Annotated in this window: 22 protein-coding genes and 1 pseudogene; 17 read left to right on the top strand and 6 right to left on the bottom strand. The window is 72.6% G+C overall.

Annotated features, from left to right (window positions below; genetic code table 11):
* The first annotated feature begins 92 nt into the window (after positions 1–92).
* Positions 93–1580 (top strand): MocR-like transcription factor YczR, encoded by a 1488-nt coding sequence (yczR, locus tag OG299_RS09685; protein ID WP_327361242.1) that lies wholly within the window; start codon positions 93–95, stop codon positions 1578–1580.
* A 662-nt stretch (positions 1581–2242) separates the two neighbouring features.
* On the opposite strand, the gene OG299_RS09680 is transcribed toward yczR, so the two are convergent.
* Together OG299_RS09680 and OG299_RS09675 are read right to left on the bottom strand one after the other, a co-directional pair.
* Complete coding sequence (locus tag OG299_RS09680) at positions 2243–2872, bottom strand: response regulator (protein WP_266634596.1); 630 nt, start codon at positions 2870–2872, stop codon at positions 2243–2245.
* Entirely contained in the window at positions 2872–4071 is a 1200-nt protein-coding gene (locus OG299_RS09675) for a sensor histidine kinase (RefSeq protein WP_327361241.1), read from the bottom strand. The genes OG299_RS09680 and OG299_RS09675 overlap by 1 nt, the downstream gene beginning before the upstream one ends.
* Before the next feature lie 134 nt (positions 4072–4205).
* Between OG299_RS09675 and OG299_RS09670 the strand changes: the two genes are divergently transcribed.
* Complete coding sequence (locus OG299_RS09670; RefSeq protein WP_327361240.1) at positions 4206–5294, top strand: ABC transporter permease; 1089 nt, start codon at positions 4206–4208, stop codon at positions 5292–5294.
* On the top strand, positions 5291–5992 hold the full coding sequence (locus OG299_RS09665; protein ID WP_327361239.1) for an ABC transporter ATP-binding protein: 702 nt from the start codon (positions 5291–5293) through the stop codon (positions 5990–5992). Before OG299_RS09670 ends, OG299_RS09665 begins: the two co-directional genes overlap by 4 nt.
* A gap of 106 nt (positions 5993–6098) precedes the next feature.
* Here the strand turns inward: OG299_RS09665 and OG299_RS09660 are convergent, their stop codons facing one another.
* Complete coding sequence (locus tag OG299_RS09660) at positions 6099–6902, bottom strand: IclR family transcriptional regulator (protein WP_266634604.1); 804 nt, start codon at positions 6900–6902, stop codon at positions 6099–6101.
* Positions 6903–7231: 329 nt separating this feature from the next.
* On the opposite strand from OG299_RS09660, the gene allB reads away from it, so the two are divergent.
* Both allB and alc read left to right on the top strand, forming a co-directional pair.
* Positions 7232–8572: an allantoinase AllB gene (allB, locus tag OG299_RS09655; RefSeq protein WP_266634606.1), complete on the top strand. Its 1341-nt coding sequence runs from the start codon at positions 7232–7234 to the stop codon at positions 8570–8572.
* A gap of 3 nt (positions 8573–8575) precedes the next feature.
* Entirely contained in the window at positions 8576–9688 is a 1113-nt protein-coding gene (alc, locus tag OG299_RS09650; RefSeq protein WP_327361238.1) for an allantoicase, read from the top strand.
* A 105-nt stretch (positions 9689–9793) separates the two neighbouring features.
* Here alc and OG299_RS09645 read toward each other — a convergent pair whose 3' ends face one another.
* Entirely contained in the window at positions 9794–10534 is a 741-nt protein-coding gene (locus OG299_RS09645; protein ID WP_327361237.1) for an SDR family oxidoreductase, read from the bottom strand.
* A 191-nt stretch (positions 10535–10725) separates the two neighbouring features.
* Here OG299_RS09645 and OG299_RS09640 point away from each other — a divergent pair, with 191 nt between their 5' ends.
* The 3 genes from OG299_RS09640 (at position 10726) to OG299_RS09630 (ending at position 13732) form a co-directional block, all read left to right on the top strand.
* A complete protein-coding gene (locus OG299_RS09640; protein ID WP_266634610.1) occupies positions 10726–11346 on the top strand; it encodes a dihydrofolate reductase family protein in 621 nt (206 codons plus the stop codon).
* A gap of 188 nt (positions 11347–11534) precedes the next feature.
* A complete protein-coding gene (locus OG299_RS09635) occupies positions 11535–12461 on the top strand; it encodes a DMT family transporter (RefSeq protein WP_266634611.1) in 927 nt (308 codons plus the stop codon).
* A gap of 77 nt (positions 12462–12538) precedes the next feature.
* The gene (locus tag OG299_RS09630; protein ID WP_266634612.1) at positions 12539–13732 is read left to right on the top strand and encodes a cytochrome P450 family protein; all 1194 of its coding nucleotides are present in this window, start codon (positions 12539–12541) and stop codon (positions 13730–13732) included.
* Between the two features lie 45 nt (positions 13733–13777).
* Here OG299_RS09630 and OG299_RS09625 read toward each other — a convergent pair whose 3' ends face one another.
* Positions 13778–14464 carry a Gfo/Idh/MocA family protein gene (locus tag OG299_RS09625; protein ID WP_399850646.1) on the bottom strand — a complete coding sequence of 229 codons (687 nt, stop codon included), beginning with the start codon at positions 14462–14464 and terminating at the stop codon, positions 13778–13780.
* A pseudogene (locus OG299_RS42720) lies at positions 14441–14782 on the bottom strand (Gfo/Idh/MocA family oxidoreductase); the annotation flags it as partial. The pseudogene OG299_RS42720 and the gene OG299_RS09625, both read right to left, overlap by 24 nt.
* A gap of 191 nt (positions 14783–14973) precedes the next feature.
* Between OG299_RS42720 and OG299_RS09620 the strand changes: the two are divergent.
* The 9 genes from OG299_RS09620 (at position 14974) to OG299_RS09580 (ending at position 22623) form a co-directional block, all read left to right on the top strand.
* The gene (locus OG299_RS09620) at positions 14974–15984 is read left to right on the top strand and encodes a sugar ABC transporter substrate-binding protein (RefSeq protein ID WP_442817498.1); all 1011 of its coding nucleotides are present in this window, start codon (positions 14974–14976) and stop codon (positions 15982–15984) included.
* Entirely contained in the window at positions 15981–17012 is a 1032-nt protein-coding gene (locus OG299_RS09615) for an ABC transporter permease (RefSeq protein ID WP_266634617.1), read from the top strand. Before OG299_RS09620 ends, OG299_RS09615 begins: the two co-directional genes overlap by 4 nt.
* The gene (locus OG299_RS09610) at positions 17012–17890 is read left to right on the top strand and encodes an ATP-binding cassette domain-containing protein (protein ID WP_266634619.1); all 879 of its coding nucleotides are present in this window, start codon (positions 17012–17014) and stop codon (positions 17888–17890) included. The genes OG299_RS09615 and OG299_RS09610 overlap by 1 nt, the downstream gene beginning before the upstream one ends.
* A 16-nt stretch (positions 17891–17906) precedes the next feature.
* Complete coding sequence (locus OG299_RS09605; RefSeq protein WP_327361235.1) at positions 17907–19151, top strand: ROK family glucokinase; 1245 nt, start codon at positions 17907–17909, stop codon at positions 19149–19151.
* Positions 19148–19735 (top strand): hypothetical protein, encoded by a 588-nt coding sequence (locus tag OG299_RS09600; protein WP_266634623.1) that lies wholly within the window; start codon positions 19148–19150, stop codon positions 19733–19735. Before OG299_RS09605 ends, OG299_RS09600 begins: the two co-directional genes overlap by 4 nt.
* Before the next feature lie 45 nt (positions 19736–19780).
* The gene (locus OG299_RS09595) at positions 19781–20413 is read left to right on the top strand and encodes an MBL fold metallo-hydrolase (RefSeq protein WP_327361234.1); all 633 of its coding nucleotides are present in this window, start codon (positions 19781–19783) and stop codon (positions 20411–20413) included.
* Positions 20414–20443: 30 nt separating this feature from the next.
* Positions 20444–21229: an exodeoxyribonuclease III gene (locus tag OG299_RS09590; RefSeq protein WP_266634626.1), complete on the top strand. Its 786-nt coding sequence runs from the start codon at positions 20444–20446 to the stop codon at positions 21227–21229.
* Positions 21230–21298: 69 nt separating this feature from the next.
* Positions 21299–21739: a DUF6278 family protein gene (locus OG299_RS09585; RefSeq protein WP_327361233.1), complete on the top strand. Its 441-nt coding sequence runs from the start codon at positions 21299–21301 to the stop codon at positions 21737–21739.
* Between the two features lie 140 nt (positions 21740–21879).
* Positions 21880–22623: an amino acid ABC transporter ATP-binding protein gene (locus tag OG299_RS09580; protein WP_327361232.1), complete on the top strand. Its 744-nt coding sequence runs from the start codon at positions 21880–21882 to the stop codon at positions 22621–22623.
* The last annotated feature ends 8 nt before the right edge of the window (positions 22624–22631 follow it).

Raw genomic sequence — 22631 nt, 5'->3', positions numbered from 1 at the left:
GACATGGCGGTCTCCTTGCCAATCAGGGGCCAATACCGCGAGTCTGGACCCTGGATTGGCCTGGCCGGCAGAGCCAATCAGGGGAGGTTGGCATGGCAAACGGGCGAGTCGTCCAGACGGCGGACAGAACCATCGGCAGCCGCCAGCTCGCGGCCCTGCTGCCCTCCGAAGTGCTGGCCCGCCCCGGCTACCGGTCCCTCGCCGACGCCGTGCGGACCCTGATCCTGGACGGCCGGATCGCCCTGCACGTACGGCTGCCCGCCGAGCGCGAGCTCGCCGAGGCGCTCGGCGCCAGCCGCGCCACCGTCACCGGGGCCTACGACCTGCTGCGCGAGAGCGGCTACGTCCGCAGCCGGCGCGGATCCGGTACCTGGACCGAACTCCCCGAGGGCCACGGGCCGGTCGGCGCGCACCTGCTGGTCGGCTCCGGCGGCTACATCGCCGACGGCGATCCCGGGATCGACCTGGCCATCGCCGCCCTGGGCGCCCCGGAGGACGCCCTCACCGAGGCCCTCGCCTGGGCCGCGCCCCGGCTGCCGGGCCTCGCCCGGAGCCCCGGCTACAACCCCTTCGGGCTGCCCGACCTGCGCAGTGCCGTCGCCGAGCGGTTCACCCGGCGGGGGTTGGCGACCCGCCCCGAGCAGATCCTGGTCACGGCCGGTGCGCAGCAGGCGTTCTCGCTGGTCGTGAGCCTGCTGTGCCGGCCCGGGGACCGGGTGGTGACCGAGAGCCCCACGTACGCGAACGCCCTCGACGCCCTGCGGCACGCCCGGCTGCGCACCGGCTCGATCGCCGTCTCCGACGCGGGCTGGGACATGGAGATCGCCGAGTCCACGCTGCGGCAGACCGTGCCGAGGCTGGCGTACGCGATCCCGGACTTCCACAACCCGACGGGCCTGCTCATGCCGCAGGAGCAGCGGCTGCGGCTGCTGTCGGCGACACGGCGGACCGGGACCTGGCTGGTGGTCGACGAGACCATCGCCGACATCGCCCTGGACGTGCCGCCGCCGGCGCCGCTGGCCTCGCTGGCGCCCCGGGGCGGGGCGGACCACGTGGTGACGATCGGCTCGCTCAGCAAGACGCACTGGGGCGGGTTGCGGGTGGGGTGGGTACGGGCCACCGCGAAGATGATCACGGAGCTGACGGCGGTGAAGGTGGCCGCGGACATGACGGGGTCGGTGCTGGACCAGCTGGTGGCGCTGCCGCTGCTGGAGGGGCTGGAGCGGACCCTGCCGGCGCGGCTCGCGCAGTTGCGGGGGCAGCGGGGGGCGCTGGTGCGTGCGCTCGAGCGGCACACTCCGGAGTGGTCGTGGCAGGTCCCGCCCGGGGGGCTGTCGCTGTGGGTGGACCTGGGGGAGCCGGTGAGCTCGGCGCTGGCGGAGCGGGCGGGCGCCTGCGGCGTGCACATCGGGCGGGGGGCGCGGTTCGGGGTGGATCCCGGGACGTTCGAGCATCGGCTGCGGATTCCGTACACGCTGTCTGCGGACCGGCTGGACGAGGCCGTACGGCGCCTGGCGGCGGCCTTCCACGACGGGGTGCCGCTGCCTCCGGCGGTGGAGCGGCCGCACTGGGTGGCGTAGACGTGCGGGCCGGCCCGGGAGGACCGGACGGGCAACCGTCACCCTCCCGGCCGCGACGGCAGTACCCGGCGACCGGCTGTGCCGCTTGCGGAAGTAGGCGTTCGCGGCCGGGCGGAACATCAGGGCCACCGCGGTGAGGACGGCGGCCACGTGGACGGCCCGGCTGGCGCCGAAGAGCCAGTCGAGGGCGTCGGCCCGGCCGAGCGCCGCCGATACCGACCCGCCGGCGAGGAGGTGGCCGAGGGGCTGGACGACCATGGACGCCGTGCCGAGGACGCCGAGGCCGAGCGCGAGGGTCGTCCGGGCCCAGCCGGCTCCGGCGCGCATGCGCCGGGCGATCAGCACGGCGGCGGTGAAGACGGTCAGGCGTACGGCCAGGCCGATGGCGATCCCTGCGGCGGACCCCGTGCCGTCGGCGGTCATCCGGCCGACGGCGAGGACGGTTTCGAAGGCACCGGCGGCGACGGCGGTCAGCCAGAGGGCGTAGGCGTTGCGGACGGTCTCCGGCGGGGTGACCGTGGCGGGGGCGGTGGCGGCGGCGGACATCGGGGCTCGCTCTCGGGTCGGGGCTCGGTAACCCGAATGCTTCCGGCCGGGCGTGCCCCGCACCCGCCGGGCCGCCGGTGGACACGTGCGGGGGATCGCCCCACCCCGGAACGGGTCTACGCGGTGCGGATCAGGCGGCGGGTGGTGGCCGCGGCCACCGCCGACGTGCGGGAGTCGACGCCGAGCTTCGCGTAGATGTGGACCAGGTGGGATTTGACCGTGGCCTGGCTCAGGAAGAGCTTCTTCGAGATCTGCTGGTTCGACAGGCCGTCCGCGACCAGCTGGAGCACCTCCAGCTCCCGCTTCGTCAGTGCCTCCGCGGGGGTGCGCATCCGGTCCATCAGGCGCAGCGCCACCGCCGGGGCCAGCGCCGACTGGCCCGCCGCCGCGGTGCGGACCGCCGCCGCCAGCTCCTCCGGCGGGGCGTCCTTCAGCAGGTAGCCGGACGCGCCCGCCTCCACCGCTGCCAGGATGTCCGCGTCCGTGTCGTACGTGGTCAGGACCAGGACCCGGGGGGCTCCGGGCCGGGCGGTGATCGCCGCCGTCGCCGCAGAGCCGTGCATGCCCGTACCGAACTGGAGGTCCATCAGGACCACGTCCACCGGCTCCGAGGCGGCCAGTTCCACGGCCCGCTCGGCGGTGGCGGCCTCGGCGACCACCGCGAAGTCCGGCTCGGTGTCCAGCACCGCACGCAGCCCGGCCCGGACCACCGGGTGGTCGTCGGCCAGCAGCAGGCGGATCGTCATCAGGATGCCTCCAGGGGCAGCGGCAGGGTGACGGCCACGGCGGTGCCCTGGCCGGGGGAGGACTCGACCGTGAACAGGCCGCCGAGGGTCTCGGCCCGCGAGCGCATGGCGGGGAGGCCGAACCCGCCGTCGCCGGAGGGGGCCGAGGACGGTTCAAAGCCGGTCCCGTCGTCCACGATGTCCAGCGTCACGGAGGCGTCCATGAAGGTCAGCGTGATCTCGGCGCGGTCCGCGCGGGCGTGCCGGACGACGTTGGCCAGCGCCGACTGGGCGATGCGGAGCAGGGCGACCTCGTACGGGGTGGGCAGGACCCGGGGCGCACCGCTCAGGCAGAACCGGACGCGCGGCCCGGGAGCTGCCGTGCACAGCCGCTCCAGCGCGGCGGCGAGGGAGCCGTGTTCCAGGTCGGGAGGGGTCAGCGCCCGTACGAAACGACGCGCCTCGGCGAGGTTCTCCTGGGCCGCCTCCCGGGCCCGGCCGATGTGCTCCAGGGCCGGAGCGTCCTGCGGAAGCGACCGCTCCGCGGCGCGGAGCAGGAGCTGGATCGAGGACAGGCCCTGCGCCAGGGTGTCGTGGATCTCCCGGGCCAGGCGTTCGCGCTCCGCCAGGATCCCCGCGTTTCGCTCGGCCGCGGCCAGCTCGGCGCGGGTGGCGATGAGCTCCTCGATGAGCTCGCGGCGGCGTTCGCTCTCGCGGTACAGCGCCTGGTAGCCCAGTACGGTCGCCACCGCCACGGCCCCGCCGAGCAGCGGTCCGAGGAAGGCCCCGGGCGACGCCGCGCCGCTCTGCGCGTGCGCCAGGAAGCCGCCGATCGCCGCGCACGCGGTCACCGCGACGGCCGCGAGGCCCCAGCGCAGCCGCAGCAGGTGCAGCTCCAGGAAGTACAGCGGGAAGGCGATCCACAGCCCGTCGGGGGAGAACACCAGCAGCCCCGCCCAGGCCGCGCCCAGCCCGGCCAGCCACACCGCCCCGGCGCGCGGCGAGCGGTGCACCACGGGAGCCAGTACGCCGGCCGCGTACACGGCGGCGAGCACCGCGCAGGCGGCGACCACCCAGCCGGCGCGCGGCGCGGAGGCGGTGACGGCCCGCCCGGCGGCCAGCGCGAGCAGCCCGAACAGCAGCGCGTGCAGGCACAGGCGCAGCACGCGCGTGACGGGGGTGAGGGGACGTGGAGCGGGGGATTGTGCAGTAGCAGCCATGGCCTGAACAGCCTAAGCGCGGCCGTGCGCCCCCCGGTCAATCGAAAGTTTGATGTCCGGATGCGTCCTTCGATACCAGGATCACTACCGTGGCGCGATGCCCTGGGCCCGCGCCGAAGACCAGGGTGGGGACCATGTTCGTCGCATGGAGAGATCTACGGTTCGCCAAGGGCCGCTTCGCCCTCATGGGCTCGGTCGTACTGCTGATCACGCTGCTGGTCGGCCTGCTGTCCGGGCTCACCGCCGGCCTGGCCCGGGAGAACATCTCGGCCGTCACCGGCCTGCCCGCCACCCACCTCGCCTTCGCCGCGCCGGCGGGGGACCAGAAGGTGTCCTTCACCAACTCCCAGGTGCCCGAGAAGGCCTGGCAGGCCTGGCGGACACAGCCCGGTGTGAAGTCGGTGCAGCCGCTCGGCATCCGCACCACCAACGCGTCGGCGGGTGAGCGCACCGCGGCCGTCTCCGTGTTCGGCGTCGACCCGGCCGGCCCCCTCCCGCCCCGCGGCAGCGGCCTCGCCCAGGGGCAGGTGGTCCTCACGGAGAAGGCCGCGAAGGAACTCGGCGGCCTCGCCGCCGGCGGCAAGCTGAAGATCGGCCCGCTCGAGCTGACCGTGGCCGCCGTCTCCGGCACCGCCGCGTACAGCCACACCCCCGTCGTCTGGATGGACCTGGGCGACTGGCAGCGCATCGGCAACCCCGGCACCTCCCTCGACACCCTCGCCACCGTGATCGCGCTCGACACCGCCGGATCCGCCGACCTCGCCGCAGGCGACGAGGCCGCCGCCACCAAGATTCAGACCGTCGACGAGGCCCTCGGCGCCATAGGGTCCTACCAGGCCGAGAACGGCTCGCTCCAGCTGATGCGCGGCTTCCTCTTCGCCATCTCCGCCCTGGTCATAGGGGCCTTCTTCACCGTCTGGACGATCCAGCGCAGCGGTGACATCGCCGTGCTGAAGGCGCTGGGCGCCTCCACCCCGTACCTGCTGAAGGACGCGCTCGGCCAGGCCGTCGTCATGCTCGCGATCGGCACCGGGCTCGGTACGGCGCTGGCCGCCGGGTTCGGCGCGCTGATCAGCGGCGGCAACGTGCCCTTCGTCCTCGACACCGCGACCGTGCTGGTGCCCGCCGCGATCATGATCGCGCTCGGCGCACTGGGCGCGGCCCTGTCCATCCGGCGGATCACCGCCGTAGACCCCCTGACCGCCCTCGGGAGCGCCCGGTGACCCTGCTCGTGCACGACGTCACGCTCACCTACCCGGACGGCGAGAGCCGGCTCACCGCCCTCGACCGGGTCCGCCTGGAGGTGCCCCCGGGCACCCTGACCGCGGTGATAGGACCCTCCGGCTCCGGCAAGTCCAGCCTGCTGGCCGTCGCCGCCACCCTGGTCACCCCGGACTCCGGGCAGGTGGTGGTGGCCGGCCAGGACACCGCGTGGCTGAGCCCGGCCGAGAAGTCGGCCCTGCGCCGCGAGAAGATCGGCATCGTCTTCCAGCAGCCGAACCTGCTGGCCTCGCTCACCGCCGCCGAGCAGCTCCAGGTGATGGCGCACCTCTCGGGCCGCCCGTCGCGGGCGCTGCGCCGCCGGGCGCTGGAACTGCTGGACGCGGTGGGCCTGGCCGACAAGGCCGACAAGCGCCCCCACCAGCTCTCCGGCGGCCAGCGCCAGCGCATCAACATCGCCCGCGCCCTGATGAACGAGCCGGCCGTGCTCCTGGTCGACGAGCCGACGAGCGCCCTGGACCACGAGCGCGGGGCGGCCGTCCTCGACCTGCTGGTCACCCTGACCCGCGAGCGCTCCACCGCGACCGTGCTGGTCACCCACGACCACGCCCACCTGGAGCGCATGGACCGGACGGCCACGATGACGGACGGCCGCCTGACGCAGGCGGCATCGGAGCCGGAGACCGTCCCGGCCGCGTGAGCGCCCGTGCCGCATGAGCGCCCGTACGCACGAGAAGGCCCCGCCCCCTCGCACCGCAGGGGGCGGGGCCTTCGCGTACGTACGGGGCCAGGGCCCGGGCCGGAAGCTACGCGGGGTTCTGGCTCTGCAGGGCCACGGACAGGTCGGCCGCGATGTTCTGCAGGATCGGCACGAAGGACTCGGCCACGGCCTCGGTCACGCGCCCGGCCGGACCCGAGATGGAGATCGCGGCGGCGGTCGGCGAGTTGGGCACCGACACGGCGAGGCAGCGGACTCCTATCTCCTGCTCGTTGTCGTCGACCGCGTAGCCCACCTTGCGGACCTGCTCCAGCGCCTCCAGGAAGCCCTCGGGCGTGGTGATGGTCTTCTCGGTCGCGGCGGGCATCCCGGTGCGCGCCAGCAGGGCCCGTACCTCGTCCGCGGGGGTGTACGCGAGCAGCGCCTTGCCCACACCGGTGGAGTGCGGCAGCACGCGGCGGCCGACCTCGGTGAACATGCGCATGGAGTGCTTGGACGGCACCTGGGCGACGTAGACGATCTCGTCCCCGTCGAGCAGGGCCATGTTCGCCGTCTCGCCGGTCTCCTCGACCAGACGGGCGAGGTACGGCCGGGCCCAGGTCCCCAGCAGCCGCGACGCGGACTCGCCGAGGCGGATCAGCCGGGGGCCGAGGGAGTACCGTCGATTGGGCTGCTGCCGGACGTAGCCGCATGCCACGAGGGTGCGCATGAGGCGGTGGATGGTGGGCAGCGGCAGACCGCTGGCGGTGGAGAGCTCGCTCAGGCCGACCTCACCCCCGGCATCGGCCATGCGTTCGAGCAGATCGAAGGCGCGCTCAAGGGACTGAACGCCACCGCTGGCGGCGGTGGGCTTGGCGGAAGCGTCGGTGGTGCTGGCGCTGGACGTCGGCACGGCGCGGTCCTTTCGGTGCTGGCAGGCAAGGAATCAGCCTACCGGTCGGTCGGCGTCGGCCCTAGAGCCGGGTCGAAGCCGTCCCCGCCGGTCAGAGGGGGTTTGTCCGGGTGGCGGACGTCCTCGGGAAGTTACCCGCCCGCCCCCCGGTGGTGATAGCTACATTCTGGATAGTGAAATCTTAATTCCATCCTGTGGAAACATCCAATTGCGACTCCAGTGTGTCAGTGCTCTGTCCGGGGGCTCTTGACTGGCTCCGGATCGGCGACGAGACTCCGTCAACAGAACGTTGAATTTCGCTCTGTGGAAGTAGATGGGGAGGTTCCGGCGTGTCCGACGACGTGGAACTGGTACTGCGCTCGACTCGCGTCATCACCCCCGGGGGGACGCGCGCCGCTTCGGTAGCCGTCGCCGCCGGGAAGATCGTCGCCGTACTGCCGCACGACGCCGAGGTGCCGGCGGGCGCCCGGCTCGAGGACTTCGGCGACGACGTCCTGCTCCCCGGCCTGGTCGACACGCACGTGCACGTGAACGACCCGGGCCGCACCGAGTGGGAGGGCTTCTGGACGGCCACCCGCGCCGCCGCGGCCGGAGGCGTCACCACGATCCTCGACATGCCGCTCAACTCCCTGCCGCCGACCACCACGGTCGACCACCTCCGCGTCAAGCAGGAGGTCGCCCGCGCCAAGGCGCACGTGGACGTCGGCTTCTGGGGCGGCGCCCTGCCGGACAACGTCAAGGACTTGGCGCCGCTGCACGACGCCGGCGTCTACGGCTTCAAGTGCTTCCTGTCGCCCTCCGGTGTCGACGAGTTCCCCGAGCTCGACCAGGAGCAGCTGGCCACCTCCCTCGCCGAGATCACCGGCTTCGGCGGGCTGATGATCGTGCACGCCGAGGACCCGCACCACCTGGACTCCGCTCCGGTCGTGCCCGGCCCCAAGTACGCCGACTTCCTCGCGTCCCGCCCGCGCGACGCCGAGAACACCGCGATCGGGAACCTGATCGCCCAGGCGAAGCGGCTGAACGCGCGGGTCCACGTCCTGCACCTGTCCTCCTCCGACGCGCTGCCGCTGATCGCCGCCGCCAAGGCGGAGGGCGTCAAGATCACCGTCGAGTCGTGTCCGCACTACCTCACCCTCACGGCCGAGGAAGTACCCGACGGCGCCAGCGAGTTCAAGTGCTGCCCGCCCATCCGCGAGGCCGCCAACCAGGACCTCCTGTGGGACGCGCTCGCCGACGGCACCATCGACTGCATCGTCTCCGACCACTCGCCCTCCACGGCGGACCTGAAGACGGACGACTTCGCCACCGCGTGGGGCGGCATCTCCTCCCTTCAGCTCGGCCTGCCGGCGATCTGGACCGAGGCCCGGCGCCGCGGACGCACCCTCGAGGACGTCGTGCGCTGGATGTCCGCCGCCCCGGCCGCCCTCGCGGGCCTCGCCGGCAAGGGCGCGATCGAGGCCGGCCGCGACGCCGACTTCGCCGTCCTGGCCCCCGAAGAGACCTTCACCGTGGATCCCGCGGAACTGCACCACCGCAACCGGGTCACGGCGTATGCGGGCAAGACCCTGCACGGCGTCGTGAAGTCCACCTGGCTGCGCGGTACGCAGATCGCCGACCACGGCACCCCGACCGAGCCCACGGGCCGACTTCTCGAAAGGCAGAACTGACCAGTGGCGATTGAATCCTTCACCGGTAACGCGAACCCGTACGGAGGCGGCGACCCGTACGCCGACTACCGCACCGCGGACTTCCCGTTCACCCAGCACGCGAACCTCGCCGCGCGTCAGCTCGGCGCGGGTGTCCTCGCCGCCAACGACGAGTTCTTCGCCCAGCGCGAGAACCTGCTCGTCGAGGAGGCCGCGCACTTCGACCCCGAGCACTTCGGCCACAAGGGCAAGGTCATGGACGGCTGGGAGACCCGCCGCCGCCGCGGCGTCTCGGCCGAACAGCCCTGGCCGACCGCCGAGGACCACGACTGGGCGCTGATCCGCCTCGGCGCCCCCGGCGTCATCCGCGGCATCGTCGTCGACACCGCCCACTTCCGCGGCAACATGCCGCAGGCCGTCTCGGTGGAGGGCACCTCCGTCGTGGGCTCCCCGACCGCGCAGGAGCTCCTCTCCGACGACGTGAAGTGGACGACCCTGGTACCGCGCACGCCCGTCGGCGGCCACGCCGCCAACGGCTTCGAGGTCGACGTCGAGCAGCGCTTCACGCACCTGCGCCTGAACCAGCACCCGGACGGCGGCATCGCCCGCCTGCGCGTCTACGGCGAGGTCCGCCCCGACCCGAAGTGGCTCGCCGCGCTCGGCACGTTCGACGTCGTGGCCCTGGAGAACGGCGGCTCCGTCCAGGACGCCTCCAACCGCTTCTACTCCCCGCCGACCAACACCATCAACCCGGGCCGCTCCCGCAAGATGGACGACGGCTGGGAGACCGCCCGCCGCCGCGACAACGGCAACGACTGGATCCGCTACCAGCTGGTGGCCGACTCCGAGATCCGCGCCGTCGAGATCGACACCGCCTACCTCAAGGGCAACTCGGCCGGCTGGGCCTCGCTGTCCGTCAAGTCCGGCGAGGAGGGCGAGTGGACGGAGTTCCTGCCGCGCACCCGCCTGCAGCCCGACACCAACCACCGGTTCGTACTGGACGCCCCGGCGGTCGGCACGCACGTCCGGATCGACATCTTCCCGGACGGCGGCTTCTCCCGCCTGCGCCTGTACGGCTCACTGACGGAGGCCGGCGCGGCCGCGCTGACCGCCCGCCACCAGGAGCTGGGCGGCTGATCCCGCCCCGGTGACTGCCCCGGGGGCCGACACCCCCGGGGCCCGCACGGCCCGTCGGGGCGCACCGCAGCAGCGGTGCGCCCCGTCGGCGTATCGCCGTACGCGCTACGCCGCGTGGCCGCCGTCCACCGCGAACTCGGCGCCCGTCACATAGGCGGCGTCCGGACCCACGAGGAAGGACACCAGGGCCGCCACCTCCTGCGTGGTGCCGAAACGGCCGAGGGCCGTCAGCGCGCTCTGCGCGGCGGCGTGCGGGCCGTCCGCCGGGTTCATGTCGGTGTCGACCGGGCCCGGGTTCACGAGGTTCGCGGTGATGCCGCGCCCGCCGAGCTCCCGCGCCAGCGCCTTGTTCAGGCCGATCAGCGCGGCCTTGCTCATCGCGTACAGGGTGCCGCCCGGGCCGGGGACCCGCGCGGCCATGCAGCTGCCGATGGTGACGATGCGGCCGCCGGAGCCCATCCGTGCGGCCGCGGCCCGGGTGGTCAGGAACACGCCGCGCACGTTGACCGCCAGTACCCGGTCCACCTCGGCCAGGGTCAGGGCGTCCAGCGGCCCGAGCACGCCGACGCCCGCGTTGTTGACCAGGGCGTCGATCCGCCCCAGGCCCCGTACGGTCTCCTCCACCGCGGCGACCGCCTGCGCCGGGTCGCCCACGTCGGCCCGGAGCGCCAGGGCGCGCCGGCCGAGTGCCTCGATCCTGCCCACGACCTCGGCCGCGGCCTCCGCGCCGCTGACGTAGGTCAGCGCGACGTCGATGCCGTCCTGCGCCAGCCGCAGGGCGGTGGCCGCCCCGATGCCGCGGCTGCCGCCGGTCACCAGTGCCACCACCGCGTCGTTGGTGCTCATGGTCCTGCTCCCTGCTCTCGCCCGATAAGTAGTTGCGGGTTCAATGAAATAGGAGGAGGGAGGCGGGCGCTGGCGGGAATCGGACCTCGCGCTCGCGCGCGCCGCGCCGATGAGTTCCTGGGCGGCCGGGAGTCTGAACCCGTGCAGGGGAAACCCGTGCAGGAGACACCGGACGCAAGGAGTGCAGAGCCATGGGCAAGCTGACCCTCACCACCTTCGTGAGCCTCGACGGAGTGATGCAGGCCCCCGGCGGGCCGGAGGAGGACCCCACCGGCGGGTTCGAGTACGGCGGCTGGCTGACGCCGTTCTACGACGAGGGCGTGGGCGCGTTCACCACCGAGCTGTTCGACCGGGCCGCGGCCTTCCTGCTCGGGCGCCGGACGTACGAGATCTTCGCCGACTACTGGCCGAAGAGGACCGACCCCACCGACCCGATCGCGAGCCGGCTGAACGGCCTGCCGAAGTACGTGGCCTCGACCACCCTCAAGGAACCGGCCTGGGCGGGGACCACCGTCATCGACGGCGAGCAGCTCCAGAGCGAGATCATGCGGATCAAGGACGGGCTGGAGGGGCACCGGGAGCTCCAGGTGCACGGCAGTGGGCAGCTGGCCCAGTGGCTGCTGGCGCGGGACCTCGTGGACGAGCTGAACCTGGAGGTCTATCCCGTCTCCCTGGGCGCCGGACGGCGGCTGTTCCCGACGGGCGGGCTGCCCACGGCCTATGAGCTGGCCGCCTCGCGCACGACGCCGAACGGCGCCGCCATCCTCACGTACCGCCCGACGGGCCGGGCCACCTTCGGCACCTTCGGCTGACCCCCGTCGACGTCGCGCCGCCAGGGGCCCGGCGGGCGGGCCCCGGGCGGTCCCGGGCGGCCCCCGGGCGGGCTCTGGGCGGGCCCGGGTGAAACCGCTCGACCGCCATGATCGGCTCCGGTACGGTGAGCCGCGCCCGAGGGAGCCGCCGGAGTCTCCACCCGCTTCACGCCGATGGAGAGTCCCTGGTGAGCTCGTCCGCCCTCCTTGCACGCACTGCCGCCCCCCGCCGGGCCTGGCTCGCCGATCTGCCCGTCCTGGCCGTCGCCGTCGTCTGGGGCGCCAGCTATCTCGCCGCCAAGGGCATCACCACGGGCCACACCGTGATCGCCGTCCTCGTCCTGCGCTTCGCGCTCGTGCTGCCCGTGCTCGCCGTCGCCGGGTGGCAGCGGCTGCGGGCGCTCACCGCCGCGCAGGTGCGCGGCGCGGGCGTGCTGGGGCTCGTACTCGGCGGGATCTTCCTGCTGGAGACCTACGGGGTCGTGCACACCTCCGCCACCAACGCCGGGCTGATCATCAGCCTGACCATGATCTTCACCCCGCTCGCCGAGGCCGCCGTACGGCGCACGGCCCCGCCGGGCGCCTTCCTCGCGGGAGCCGCGGCCTCCGTCGCCGGCGTCGTCCTGCTCACCCAGGGCGCCGGGTTCACCGTCCCCGGCGCCGGCGACCTGCTCATCCTCGGCGCGGCGCTCGCCCGGACCCTGCACGTCCTGCTGATGGCGCGGATCAAGGCCGTCCAGGACGCCGACTCGTTGTCGCTGACCACCGTTCAGCTCGGCGGCTCCCTCCTCCTGTTCGGCGTACTCGCCGTACCGGCCGCCGTGTCCGGCACCGGCGACAGCCCCTGGGCGGTCGCCGCGGGCTTCGGGGCGGCCGAGTGGGCGGGGCTCGCGTTCCTCTCCTTCTTCTGCACCCTCTTCGCCTTCTTCGTGCAGATGTGGGCCGTACGCCGCTCCTCGCCCTCCCGGGTCAGCCTGCTGCTCGGCACCGAACCCCTGTGGGCGGCCGCGGCCGGCATCGCCATCGGCGGCGAACACCTCGGCCCGGCCGGCCTCGTGGGCGCCGCCCTCGTCCTCGGCGGCACCGCCTGGGGCCGCCGCGCCGTGGCCGGATGACCTCGGACGCCGTCCGCTCGGGCGCGTGACCGGAAATCGATGGTCCCAGCACCGAGCGGTCACATTAATGTGACCGCATGCCACAACCGGACATCAGCGTGAACGACGCAGACTTCCACGCAGACCCCTACTCCTTCTACGCCCGGCTGCGCGCGGCGGGACCCGTGCACCAAGTCGAGGTCACGGCCGCCGAGTACGCGCCGACCTTCCTGGTCGTCGGCTACGAGGAGGCCCGCCACGCCCTCAACCACCCGGGTCTGTCGAAGAACTGGATCAGCAGCGCAGTCCTGCCGGGCGTCGCGACCACCCCCGCCAACAGCAACATGCTGGAGGCCGACCCGCCGCACCACACCCGGCTGCGCCGCCTGGTCGCCCGCGAGTTCACCGCCCGCCGGGTGCAGGCGATGCGCCCCCGCGTCCAGCAGATCACCGACGATCTGCTCGACGCGATGGCCGATCGCCCGCAGCGCACCGCCGACCTGATCAAGGCCCTGGCCTTCCCGCTGCCCATGACCGTCATCGGCGAACTCCTCGGCGTCCCCGACCTGGACCGCGAGCGCTTCAGCTACTGGTCCAAGGAGGTCCTCGCGCCCACCTCCGTCACCCCGAGCACCAACGCGCACCAGAAGCTCGGCGACTACCTCGCGGAGCTCGTCGAGGCCAAGTCCAAGGACCCCGGCGAGGACTTGCTCAGCGCCCTCATCCGGACCCGCGACGAGGACGGCGACGCACTGTCGCCCGACGAACTCATCGGCATGGCCTTCCTGCTGCTGATCGCCGGCCACGAGACCACCGTCAACCTCATCTCCAACGGCACGCGCGCCCTGCTGGCCCACCCGGACCAGCTGGCCGCCCTGCGCGCCGACTACGACGGCCTGCTCGACGGCGCGATCGAGGAGATGCTCCGCTACGACGGCCCGGTGCAGAACACCACCTACCGCTACGCCCGCGAGGACATGGAGATAGGCGGCACCGCCGTCCCGGCCGGAGCCACCGTCCTCGTCTCGCTGGCCGGCGCGGACCGCGACCCCGTGCGGTACGAGGCCCCCGACGCGTTCGACGTCCGGCGCGCCCCGCAGGGCCACCTCGCCTTCGGGCACGGACTGCACTTCTGCATCGGCGCCCCGCTGGCCCGGATGGAGGGCCGCATCGCGATCCGCGGGCTGCTGGAGCGCTTCCCGGATCTCGCCGAAGACCCGGCCGGGGAGGCGCCGACGTACATCGGGGGCAGCCTGATCCGGGGCGTGACCAAGCTGCCGGTGCGCTGGTAGCCGCCGCCCGTGGCCGATCCCGTACCGCACCCGCCCCGGGGGCCCCTACAGGTCCGGGAGCTCCGCCATCCGGACCGGGCGCCGCTCCCGGCGCGACAGCTCGCAGGCCTCCGCGATCCGCAGCGCGGCCAGCGCCTCCCGGCCGTCGCACGGGTTGGGGCCGTCACCGCGCACCAGCCGGACGAAGGCCGCCAGCTCCGCCTCGTACGCGGGGGCGAACCGCTCCAGGAACCCCGTCCACGGTTTGCTCGCCGGGGGCGGGCCCTGCGGTTCGGTCGAGGCGATCGGCGTACGGTCGTCCAGCCCGGAGGAGACCTGGTCGAGCTCTCCGGCCAGCTCCATCCGCACGTCGTACCCGGCGCCGTTGCACCGGGTGCCCGTACAGGTGGCCAGCGTCCCGTCGTCCAGGGTGAGCAGGGCGACGCCGGTGTCCACGTCGCCGACCTCCCGGAACATCGCCGGACCCGCGTCGGAGCCGGTCGCGTAGACCTCCGTCACCTCGTGCCCGGTCACCCAGCGGACCATGTCGAAGTCGTGCACCATGCAGTCCCGGTACAGGCCTCCGGACGTCGCCAGGTACGCGGCGGGCGGCGGCGCCGGATCGGCGGTCATCGTCCGTACGGTGTGCAGCCGGCCCAGGGCTCCGGAGCGCACCAGCTCGCGCGCGGTGCGGCAGCCCGCGTCGAAGCGGCGCATGAAGCCCAGCTGGAGCACCCCGTCGGCGGCGGTCACCTCGCGCAGTACGGCGAGCGTCCGGGCGAGGTCGGTGGCCAGGGGCTTCTCGCAGAACACCGGGAGTCCGCCGCGGATCGCCCGCAGGACCAGCTCCGCGTGCCCGTCGGTGGCGCAGGCGACGACCACGGCGTCCACACCCCACTTGAAGACCTGCTCCACGGAGGGTGCGGCGGTCGCTCCCAGCCGGTCGGCGAGGCGCGCCGCTCGCGCGGGATCGGCGTCGGCGAGCAGCAGCGAGCCGGCGTCCCGGTGGCGGGCCAGTGCCGCCGCATGGAAGGAGCCGATCCGGCCCGTTCCGATCACCCCGATGCGCATGCACTCAAAGTGAACCCGTCAGGGGTGGCTGTCAATCTGCCCGGAGAGGTCTTCGATGGCACAGTTGGCCCAGATGGCCTCGAAGGCCCCGATGAACGCACATGGTCCACTGTGGCGGATACTGAGCGGCTGGGACCGGAATGACCGCTTTGACATCAGCAGCATGCAGGACGAGGGAAGGGCACGCAGACGTGGCTAGGGTTCGGACAGGGGTACGGGTCGTGGGCGCCGTGCTCGCGACGGTACTGGGAGCCTCCCTCGTGGGCTGCAGCAGTACGGGCGGCAAGCGTGCCGAGGACCGCGCGAAGGCCGCCCAGGCGGGCCGGCCCGCCGTGTCCACCCCGCGCTGGACCTTCGCGATGGTCACGCACGCGGGCGACGGCGACACCTTCTGGGACATCGTCCAGAAGGGCGCCAAGGAGGCCGCGGCGAAGGACAACATCAACTTCGTCTACGCCCACGACGACCAGGCACAGCAGCAGGCCCAGTTCGTGCAGAACGCCATCGACCAGAAGGTCGACGGGATCGTGGTCAGCCTGGCCAAGCCCGAGGCGCTCAAGGACGTCATCGGCAAGGCGGTCAAGGCCGGCATCCCGGTGATCACGGTCAACTCCGGATCCGCGCAGTCCGCCGCGTACGGCGCCCTCACCCACATCGGCCAGGACGAGGAGGTCGCCGGCGAGGCCGTCGGCACCGAGCTGACCAAGCGCGGCAAGAAGAAGGCCGTCTGCGTCCTGCACGAGCAGGGCAACGTCGGCCACGAGCAGCGCTGCGCCGGGGCGAAGAAGACCTTCGGCGGGGAGATGGAGAACCTGTACGTCGAGGGCACCAACATGCCCTCCGTGCAGGCGGCCGTCCAGGCGAAGCTCCAGGCCGACCCGTCCGTCGACGCGATCGTCACTCTCGGCGCCCCCTTCGCACCGACCGCGATCAAGGCGAAGGACGCGGCGGGCAGCAAGGCCGAGGTCGACACCTTCGACCTCAACGCGTCCGTCGCCCGCGACCTGAAGTCCGGCGCCCTCGGCTTCGCCGTCGACCAGCAGCCCTACCTCCAGGGCTACGAGGCCATCGACCTGCTCTGGCTGTACCGCTACAACGCGAACGTGCTCGGCGGCGGCCGCCCCGTACTCACCGGACCGCAGATCGTGACGGCCGACGAGGCCGGCAAGCTGGAGGAGTACATCAAGCGGGGCAGCCGATGAGCACGGCAACGGCCGCCGACGAGCGGCTCGCCCCCACCTCCCTGGTCCGCAAGCTGCTCGGCCGCCCCGAGCTGGGCGCGGTCGTCGGCGCGGCCGCCGTGTTCGTCTTCTTCTCCTTCGCCGCGCCCAGCTTCCTGCAGGCCTCCAGCCTGAGCACGATCCTGTACTCGGCCTCCACCATCGGGATCATGGCCTGCCCGGTGGCCCTGCTGATGATCGGCGGCGAGTTCGACCTCTCCGCCGGCGTCATGGTCACCACCTCGGCGCTGGTCAGCTCGATGTTCAGCTACCAGATGACCGCCAACGTGTGGGTCGGCGTCGGCGTGTCCCTGCTGGTCACCCTGGCCATCGGCTTCTTCAACGGGTTCATGCTGACCCGCACCAAACTGCCGAGCTTCATCATCACGCTCGGCACCTTCCTGATGCTGACGGGTCTGAACCTCGGCTTCACGAAGCTGATCAGCGGCTCCGTCTCGACCAAGACCATCGCCGACATGGAGGGCTTCTCCTCCGCCCGCGCGCTCTTCGCCTCGCAGTGGAACATCGGCTCGGTCACCCTCAAGGTGACCATCCTGTGGTGGTTCGCCCTGGTCGCCGTCGCGACCTGGATCCTGCTCCGCACCCGCGCCGGCAACTGGATCTTCGCCGTGGGCGGCGGGGCGGACGCGGCCCGCGCGACCGGCGTACCGGTCGTCAAGACCCGTATCGGCCTCTACATGGGCGTCGCCCTGTGCGCCTGGATCTCCGGGCAGCACCTCCTCTTCTCGTTCGACGTGGTCCAGTCGGGCGAGGGCGTGGGCAACGAGTTCCTCTACATCATCGCGGCCGTCATCGGCGGCTGCCTGATGACCGGCGGCTACGGCTCCGCCATCGGCTCGGCGGTCGGCGCCTTCATCTTCGGCATGACCAGCAACGGCATCGTCTACGCCCAGTGGAACCCGGACTGGTTCAAGTTCTTCCTCGGCGCGATGCTCCTGCTGGCCACGCTGCTCAACGCATGGGTCCGCAAGCGGGCGGGGGCGAAGTGATGACCGAGACCGTGTCCCGGGCCGCGAACGGGAAGACTCCCGCGTCGGCGCTCGTGAAGATGACCGACGTCAGCAAGTACTACGGCAACATCCGGGCGCTCCAGGGAGTCTCCCTGGAGGTCCACGCCGGCGAGATCACCTGTGTCCTCGGCGACAACGGCGCCGGCAAGTCCACCCTCATCAAGATCATCGCAGGGCTGCACCGGCACGACGCCGGCAGCTTCGAGATCGAGGGCGAGGAGACGGCGCTCGCCAACCCCCGCGCCGCCCTCGACCACGGCATCGCCACCGTCTACCAGGACCTGGCCGTCGTCCCGCTCATGCCCGTCTGGCGGAACTTCTTCCTCGGCTCCGAGCCCACCAAGGGCCGCGGCCCCTTCCGCCGCCTCGACGTGGAGTTCATGCGCGAGACCACCCGCGCCGAGCTGCTGCGCATGGGCATCGACCTGCGCGACGTCGACCAGCCGATCGGCACCCTGTCCGGCGGTGAGCGGCAGTGCGTGGCCATCGCCCGCGCTGTCCACTTCGGCGCGAAGGTCCTCGTCCTCGACGAGCCCACCGCCGCCCTCGGCGTGAAGCAGTCCGGCGTGGTCCTCAAGTACGTCGCCGCTGCCCGTGACGCGGGTCTCGGCGTGGTCCTCATCACCCACAACCCGCACCACGCCTACCTGGTCGGCGACCGGTTCGTGCTGCTCAAGCGGGGCACGATGGCCGGCAGTCACACCCGCGACTCCATCACCCTGGACGAGCTCACCCGGCAGATGGCGGGCGGCTCCGAGCTCGACGAGCTGAGCCACGAACTGGAGCGGGTGGCAGAATCAGGACCGGACCACCCGTCCGGAGCAGCCGATCCGGCGTCCGGAACCACCGCACCCTGAGGGACGACACGACTCGATGAGCACGTACCGGGACTTCACGCTCACCCACCGGGGGTCCGCGCGAGGCACCGTCCTGCGGACCATCGGGACCCGTGAGCGCCGGTCGCACCTGACCGCCCCGCGCGTCCCGACCGTCGGCATCGACATCGGCGGCACCAAGGTGATGGCCGGCGTCGTCGACGCCGACGGGATCATCCTGGAGAAGATCCGCACCGAGACCCCCGACAAGTCCAAGAGCCCCAAGGTCGTCGAGGACACCATCGTCGAGCTGGTGCTCGACCTGTCCGACCGGCACGACGTCCACGCCGTGGGCATCGGCGCGGCCGGGTGGGTCGACGCCGACCGCTCCCGCGTGCTGTTCGCACCCCACCTGGCCTGGCGCGACGAGCCGCTGCGCGACGCGCTGCAGTCCCGGCTCGTCGTCCCGGTCATGGTGGACAACGATGCCAACACCGCCGCCTGGGCCGAGTGGCGCTTCGGCGCCGGGCGCGGCGAGGACCACCTCGTCATGATCACCCTCGGCACCGGCATCGGCGGCGCGATCCTCGAGGGCGGCCAGGTCAAGCGCGGCCGCTTCGGGGTCGCCGGCGAGTTCGGCCACATGCAGGTGGTCCCCGGCGGCCACCGCTGCCCGTGCGGCAACCGCGGCTGCTGGGAGCAGTACAGCTCCGGCAACGCCCTGGTCCGCGAGGCCCGCGAGCTGGCCGCCGCCGACTCCCCGGTCGCGCACGACATCATCGCCAGGGTCGGCGGCAACGTCTCGGAGATCACCGGGCCGCTCATCACCGAGCTGGCCCGCGAGGGCGACGCCATGTGCGTCGAGCTGCTCGAGGACATCGGCCAGTGGCTCGGCGTCGGCATCGCCAACCTCGCCGCCGCCCTCGACCCCTCCTGCTTCGTCATCGGCGGCGGCGTCAGCGCCGCCGACGACCTGCTGATCGGCCCCGCCCGGGACGCCTTCCGGCGTCACCTCACCGGCCGCGGCTACCGGCCCGAGGCCCGGATCGCCAAGGCCCAGCTCGGCCCCGAGGCCGGCATGGTCGGCGCCGCCGACCTGGCCCGGCTCGTCGCCCGCCGCTTCCGCCGCGCCACGCGCCGGCGCGTCGAGCGGTACGAGCGCTACGCGCAGTGGGGCCTGATCGACTCCCCGGCCACCGCGGAGCGCAAGGCCGCGGACACCAGGGCCGCGGAGGCCAAGGCCGCGGACCCCACGACCGCAGACCCCACGACCGCGGACCTCACGGACGGGGACACGCAGTGACACCGCCCACCCTGCCCCGCCAGGCGCCCGCCCCCGACGAGGGCGGCCCACCGCTCCCGGCGGAGGACCGCAAGCACGTCGTCCGGCGCCGCTGGATCACGGCGATCATCATCCTGCTGCTGGTCGGCGTGCCCGCGGGCTACCTCGCCGTGTCCGCCCAGCAGAGCCGCGAGAGCGGCCGCGACAAGGCCGCCAAGGTCGGCGCGATCAAGGTGCGCCCCGGCTGGCCGTCCAAGGTGCAGCGCAGCATCTACGAGGTGCCGATCCCGCCGAAGGCCTGGCGGGTCGGGTTCCTCGAGACCAACAACTGGCGCACCAGCCGGCTGTACGTGCAGTTCGCGGTCACCCCCGCCGACCTGGACTCCTTCCTCGCCGAGGTCGGCACCAGCCGCGCCGAGCTGACCCGCGAGGTCTCCATCGGGGCGCACGACGCCGCGATCGCGGGCTGGAGCTGGGGCCCGCAGAACTCCTGGTACGGCACCACCATCGAGCAGCCGAACCCGCGCCCGACCCGGGACGTCACGGTCGACCTCACGGACCCCGAGAAGCCCCGGGTCTACGTGGTGTCCACGGCGACCCCGTAGCGGCCGGCCCGGCAGGAGCTTGCGGGCACCCCCTAGCCTGGGATCATGAAGCTCACCAAGCGGCTGCACTCCTGTGTCCAACTGGAGAAGGACGGGCGTGTGCTCGTCATCGACCCGGGCGCCTTCAGCGAGCCCGACGCGGGGCTGGGGGCGGAGGCCCTGCTCGTCACGCACGAGCACCCCGACCACTTCGACGAGGGCCGGCTGCGGGCCGCCCTCGACGCGAACCCGGCCGCCGCGCTGTGGACGCTGCGCAGCGTCGCGGAGCGGCTGGCCCCGGTCTATCCGGGCCGGGTGCACACCGTCGGCCACGGGGACGCCTTCAGCGCCGCCGGGTTCGAGGTCCAGGTGCACGGCGAGCTGCACGCCGTGGTCCACCCGGACATCCCGCGGGTCACCAATGTCGGCTACCTGGTGGAGGGTTCGCTGTTCCACCCCGGTGACGCGCTGACCGTGCCCGAGGTGCCCGTGGACACCCTGATGCTGCCGGTGCACGCGCCCTGGAACAAGGTCGCCGAGGTGATCGACTACCTGCGCGAGGTCAAGCCGCGCCGGGCCATCGACATCCACGACGCCTACCTCTCGGACATCGCCCGGCCGATCTACGACCACGCCCTGGCCGCCCTCGGCGGCACCCACCACGGGCGGCTCGCCGCCGGGGACGCCGCGGAACTGTGACTGTCGGAGCCGGGCGGTAGGTTGGACGGCATGCGTATCGCCACGTTCAACGTCAACTCGATCACCGCCCGGCTGCCGCGCCTGCTGGCCTGGCTGGAGAGCTCCGGCACGGATGTCGTGTGCATCCAGGAGACCAAGTGCTCCGCGGAGCAGTTCCCGCACGAGCAGCTGCGCGAGCTGGGCTACGAGGCGGCCGTCAACGCCACCGGCCGGTGGAACGGGGTGGCCCTGATCTCCAAGGTCGGCCTGGAGGACGTGGTCACGGGCCTGCCCGGCGGCCCCGACTACGAGGGCGTCCAGGAGCCCCGGGCGATCTCCGCCACCTGCGGCGGGGTGCGCCTGTGGTCGGTGTACGTGCCGAACGGCCGCGAGGTCGAGCACGACCACTACGGCTACAAGCTGGACTGGTTCCGCGCGCTGACCACCGCCGTCGCCGAAGACGCGGCCGGCCCGCGCCCGTTCGCCGTGCTCGGCGACTACAACGTGGCCCCCACCGACGACGACGTGTACGACCCGGCGGTCTTCGCGGGCCTGACCCACGTGACCCCCGCCGAGCGCGCCGCCCTGGAGGCACTGCGCGGCGCGGGGCTCTCCGACGTGCTGCCGCGCCCGCTCAAGTACGACCGTCCGTACACGTACTGGGACTACCGCCAGCTCGCCTTCCCCAAGAACCGGGGCATGCGCATCGACCTGGTCTACGGGAACGAGCCCTTCACCAAGGCCGTCACCGACGCCTTCGTCGACCGCGAGGAGCGCAAGGGCAAGGGCGCGTCGGACCACGCCCCGGTGGTCGTGGACCTGGCGCTCGACGCGTAGCCGCGGCGGCGCGGACGGATCCCGCGCGCCCTGTGGCCAGCGCGGGATCCTGGTGCCAGGCTGGTCCGTATGAACATCCCCTTCCTGGACAACTGGCTGAACCGGCACGAAACGGAACGGGGTGCGGGACTCGCCGCCACCCTCGCGGACGACCCCGAGGGCATCAACGAGTTGTTCTCGGAATGCGAGATGCTGCGCGTCCACGCGCGGGCGGCCGGGCTGGAACTCGACGAGAGCCCGGCCTCGTTGGAGGCGCTCGACCAGCTGATGCCCCGCTGGCGCCGGGACCCGGTGGTCGTGCCCTGGCTCGGCAACGACGCGGGCCTCTACCTCGGGACCGTGATCATCCGGACCAAGCTGGGCTCCGCCTGGCAGGTGTGGCCCAACGGCCAGCCGGTGATCCGCCTGGCCTCGGGCCGCGAGCTGAACGTGGTGGAGTGGGGGGTGTCCTGGGCGATGACCGGATCCCCCGAGCTCTCCCAGGCCTACGCGGAAGCCTCCGAGGGCTGAGCCCTTCCGCGGGAGCGGCCGGGCTGTTTCATCACCGCGTGGGCTTTATGCCGTCTTTAGGCGTGTCGAGGCGAAGTGCTCTTCCGCGGCTGGATAGTTTGCGCTGACCTCGAGATTCCGACAGGTGGGCAGGGCAGCGCATGGCCGTCGATCCGTTGATCGAGCTGCGGGACGTCAACAAGCACTACGGGGCATTGCACGTCCTCCAGGACATCAACCTCACCGTCGGCCGCGGGGAGGTGGTGGTGATCATCGGCCCGTCCGGTTCCGGGAAGTCGACCCTGTGCCGGACCATCAACCGCCTGGAGACCATCGAGTCGGGCACGATCAGGCTCGAGGGCAAGCCGCTGCCCGACGAGGGCAAGGAGCTGGCCGCGCTCCGCGCCGACGTCGGGATGGTCTTCCAGTCCTTCAACCTCTTCGCGCACAAGACCGTCCTCGCCAACGTCTCGCTCGCGCAGATCAAGGTCAGGAAGCGCAAGAGGGACGAGGCCGACAAGCGCTCCCGGGAGCTGCTCGCCCGCGTCGGCCTCGCCGACCAGGCGCCCAAGTACCCCGCCCAGCTCTCCGGCGGCCAGCAGCAACGCGTCGCCATCGCCCGCGCCCTGGCCATGAACCCCAAGGCGCTGCTCTTCGACGAGCCCACCTCCGCCCTCGACCCGGAGATGATCAACGAGGTGCTGGAGGTCATGCGGCAGCTCGCTGCCGACGGCATGACCATGGTCGTGGTCACCCACGAGATGGGCTTCGCGCGCTCCGCCGCCAACCGCGTCGTGTTCATGGCCGACGGCAGGATCGTCGAGGACCGGACCCCGGAGGCCTTCTTCACCGCCCCGGAGAGCGAACGGGCCAAGGACTTCCTTTCCAAGATCCTCAAGCACTGAGGGGCGGC

The organism is Streptomyces sp. NBC_01296 (genome assembly GCF_035984415.1).
GTDB lineage: Bacteria > Actinomycetota > Actinomycetes > Streptomycetales > Streptomycetaceae > Streptomyces.
This window is presented reverse-complemented; position numbering and strand designations above follow the sequence as displayed.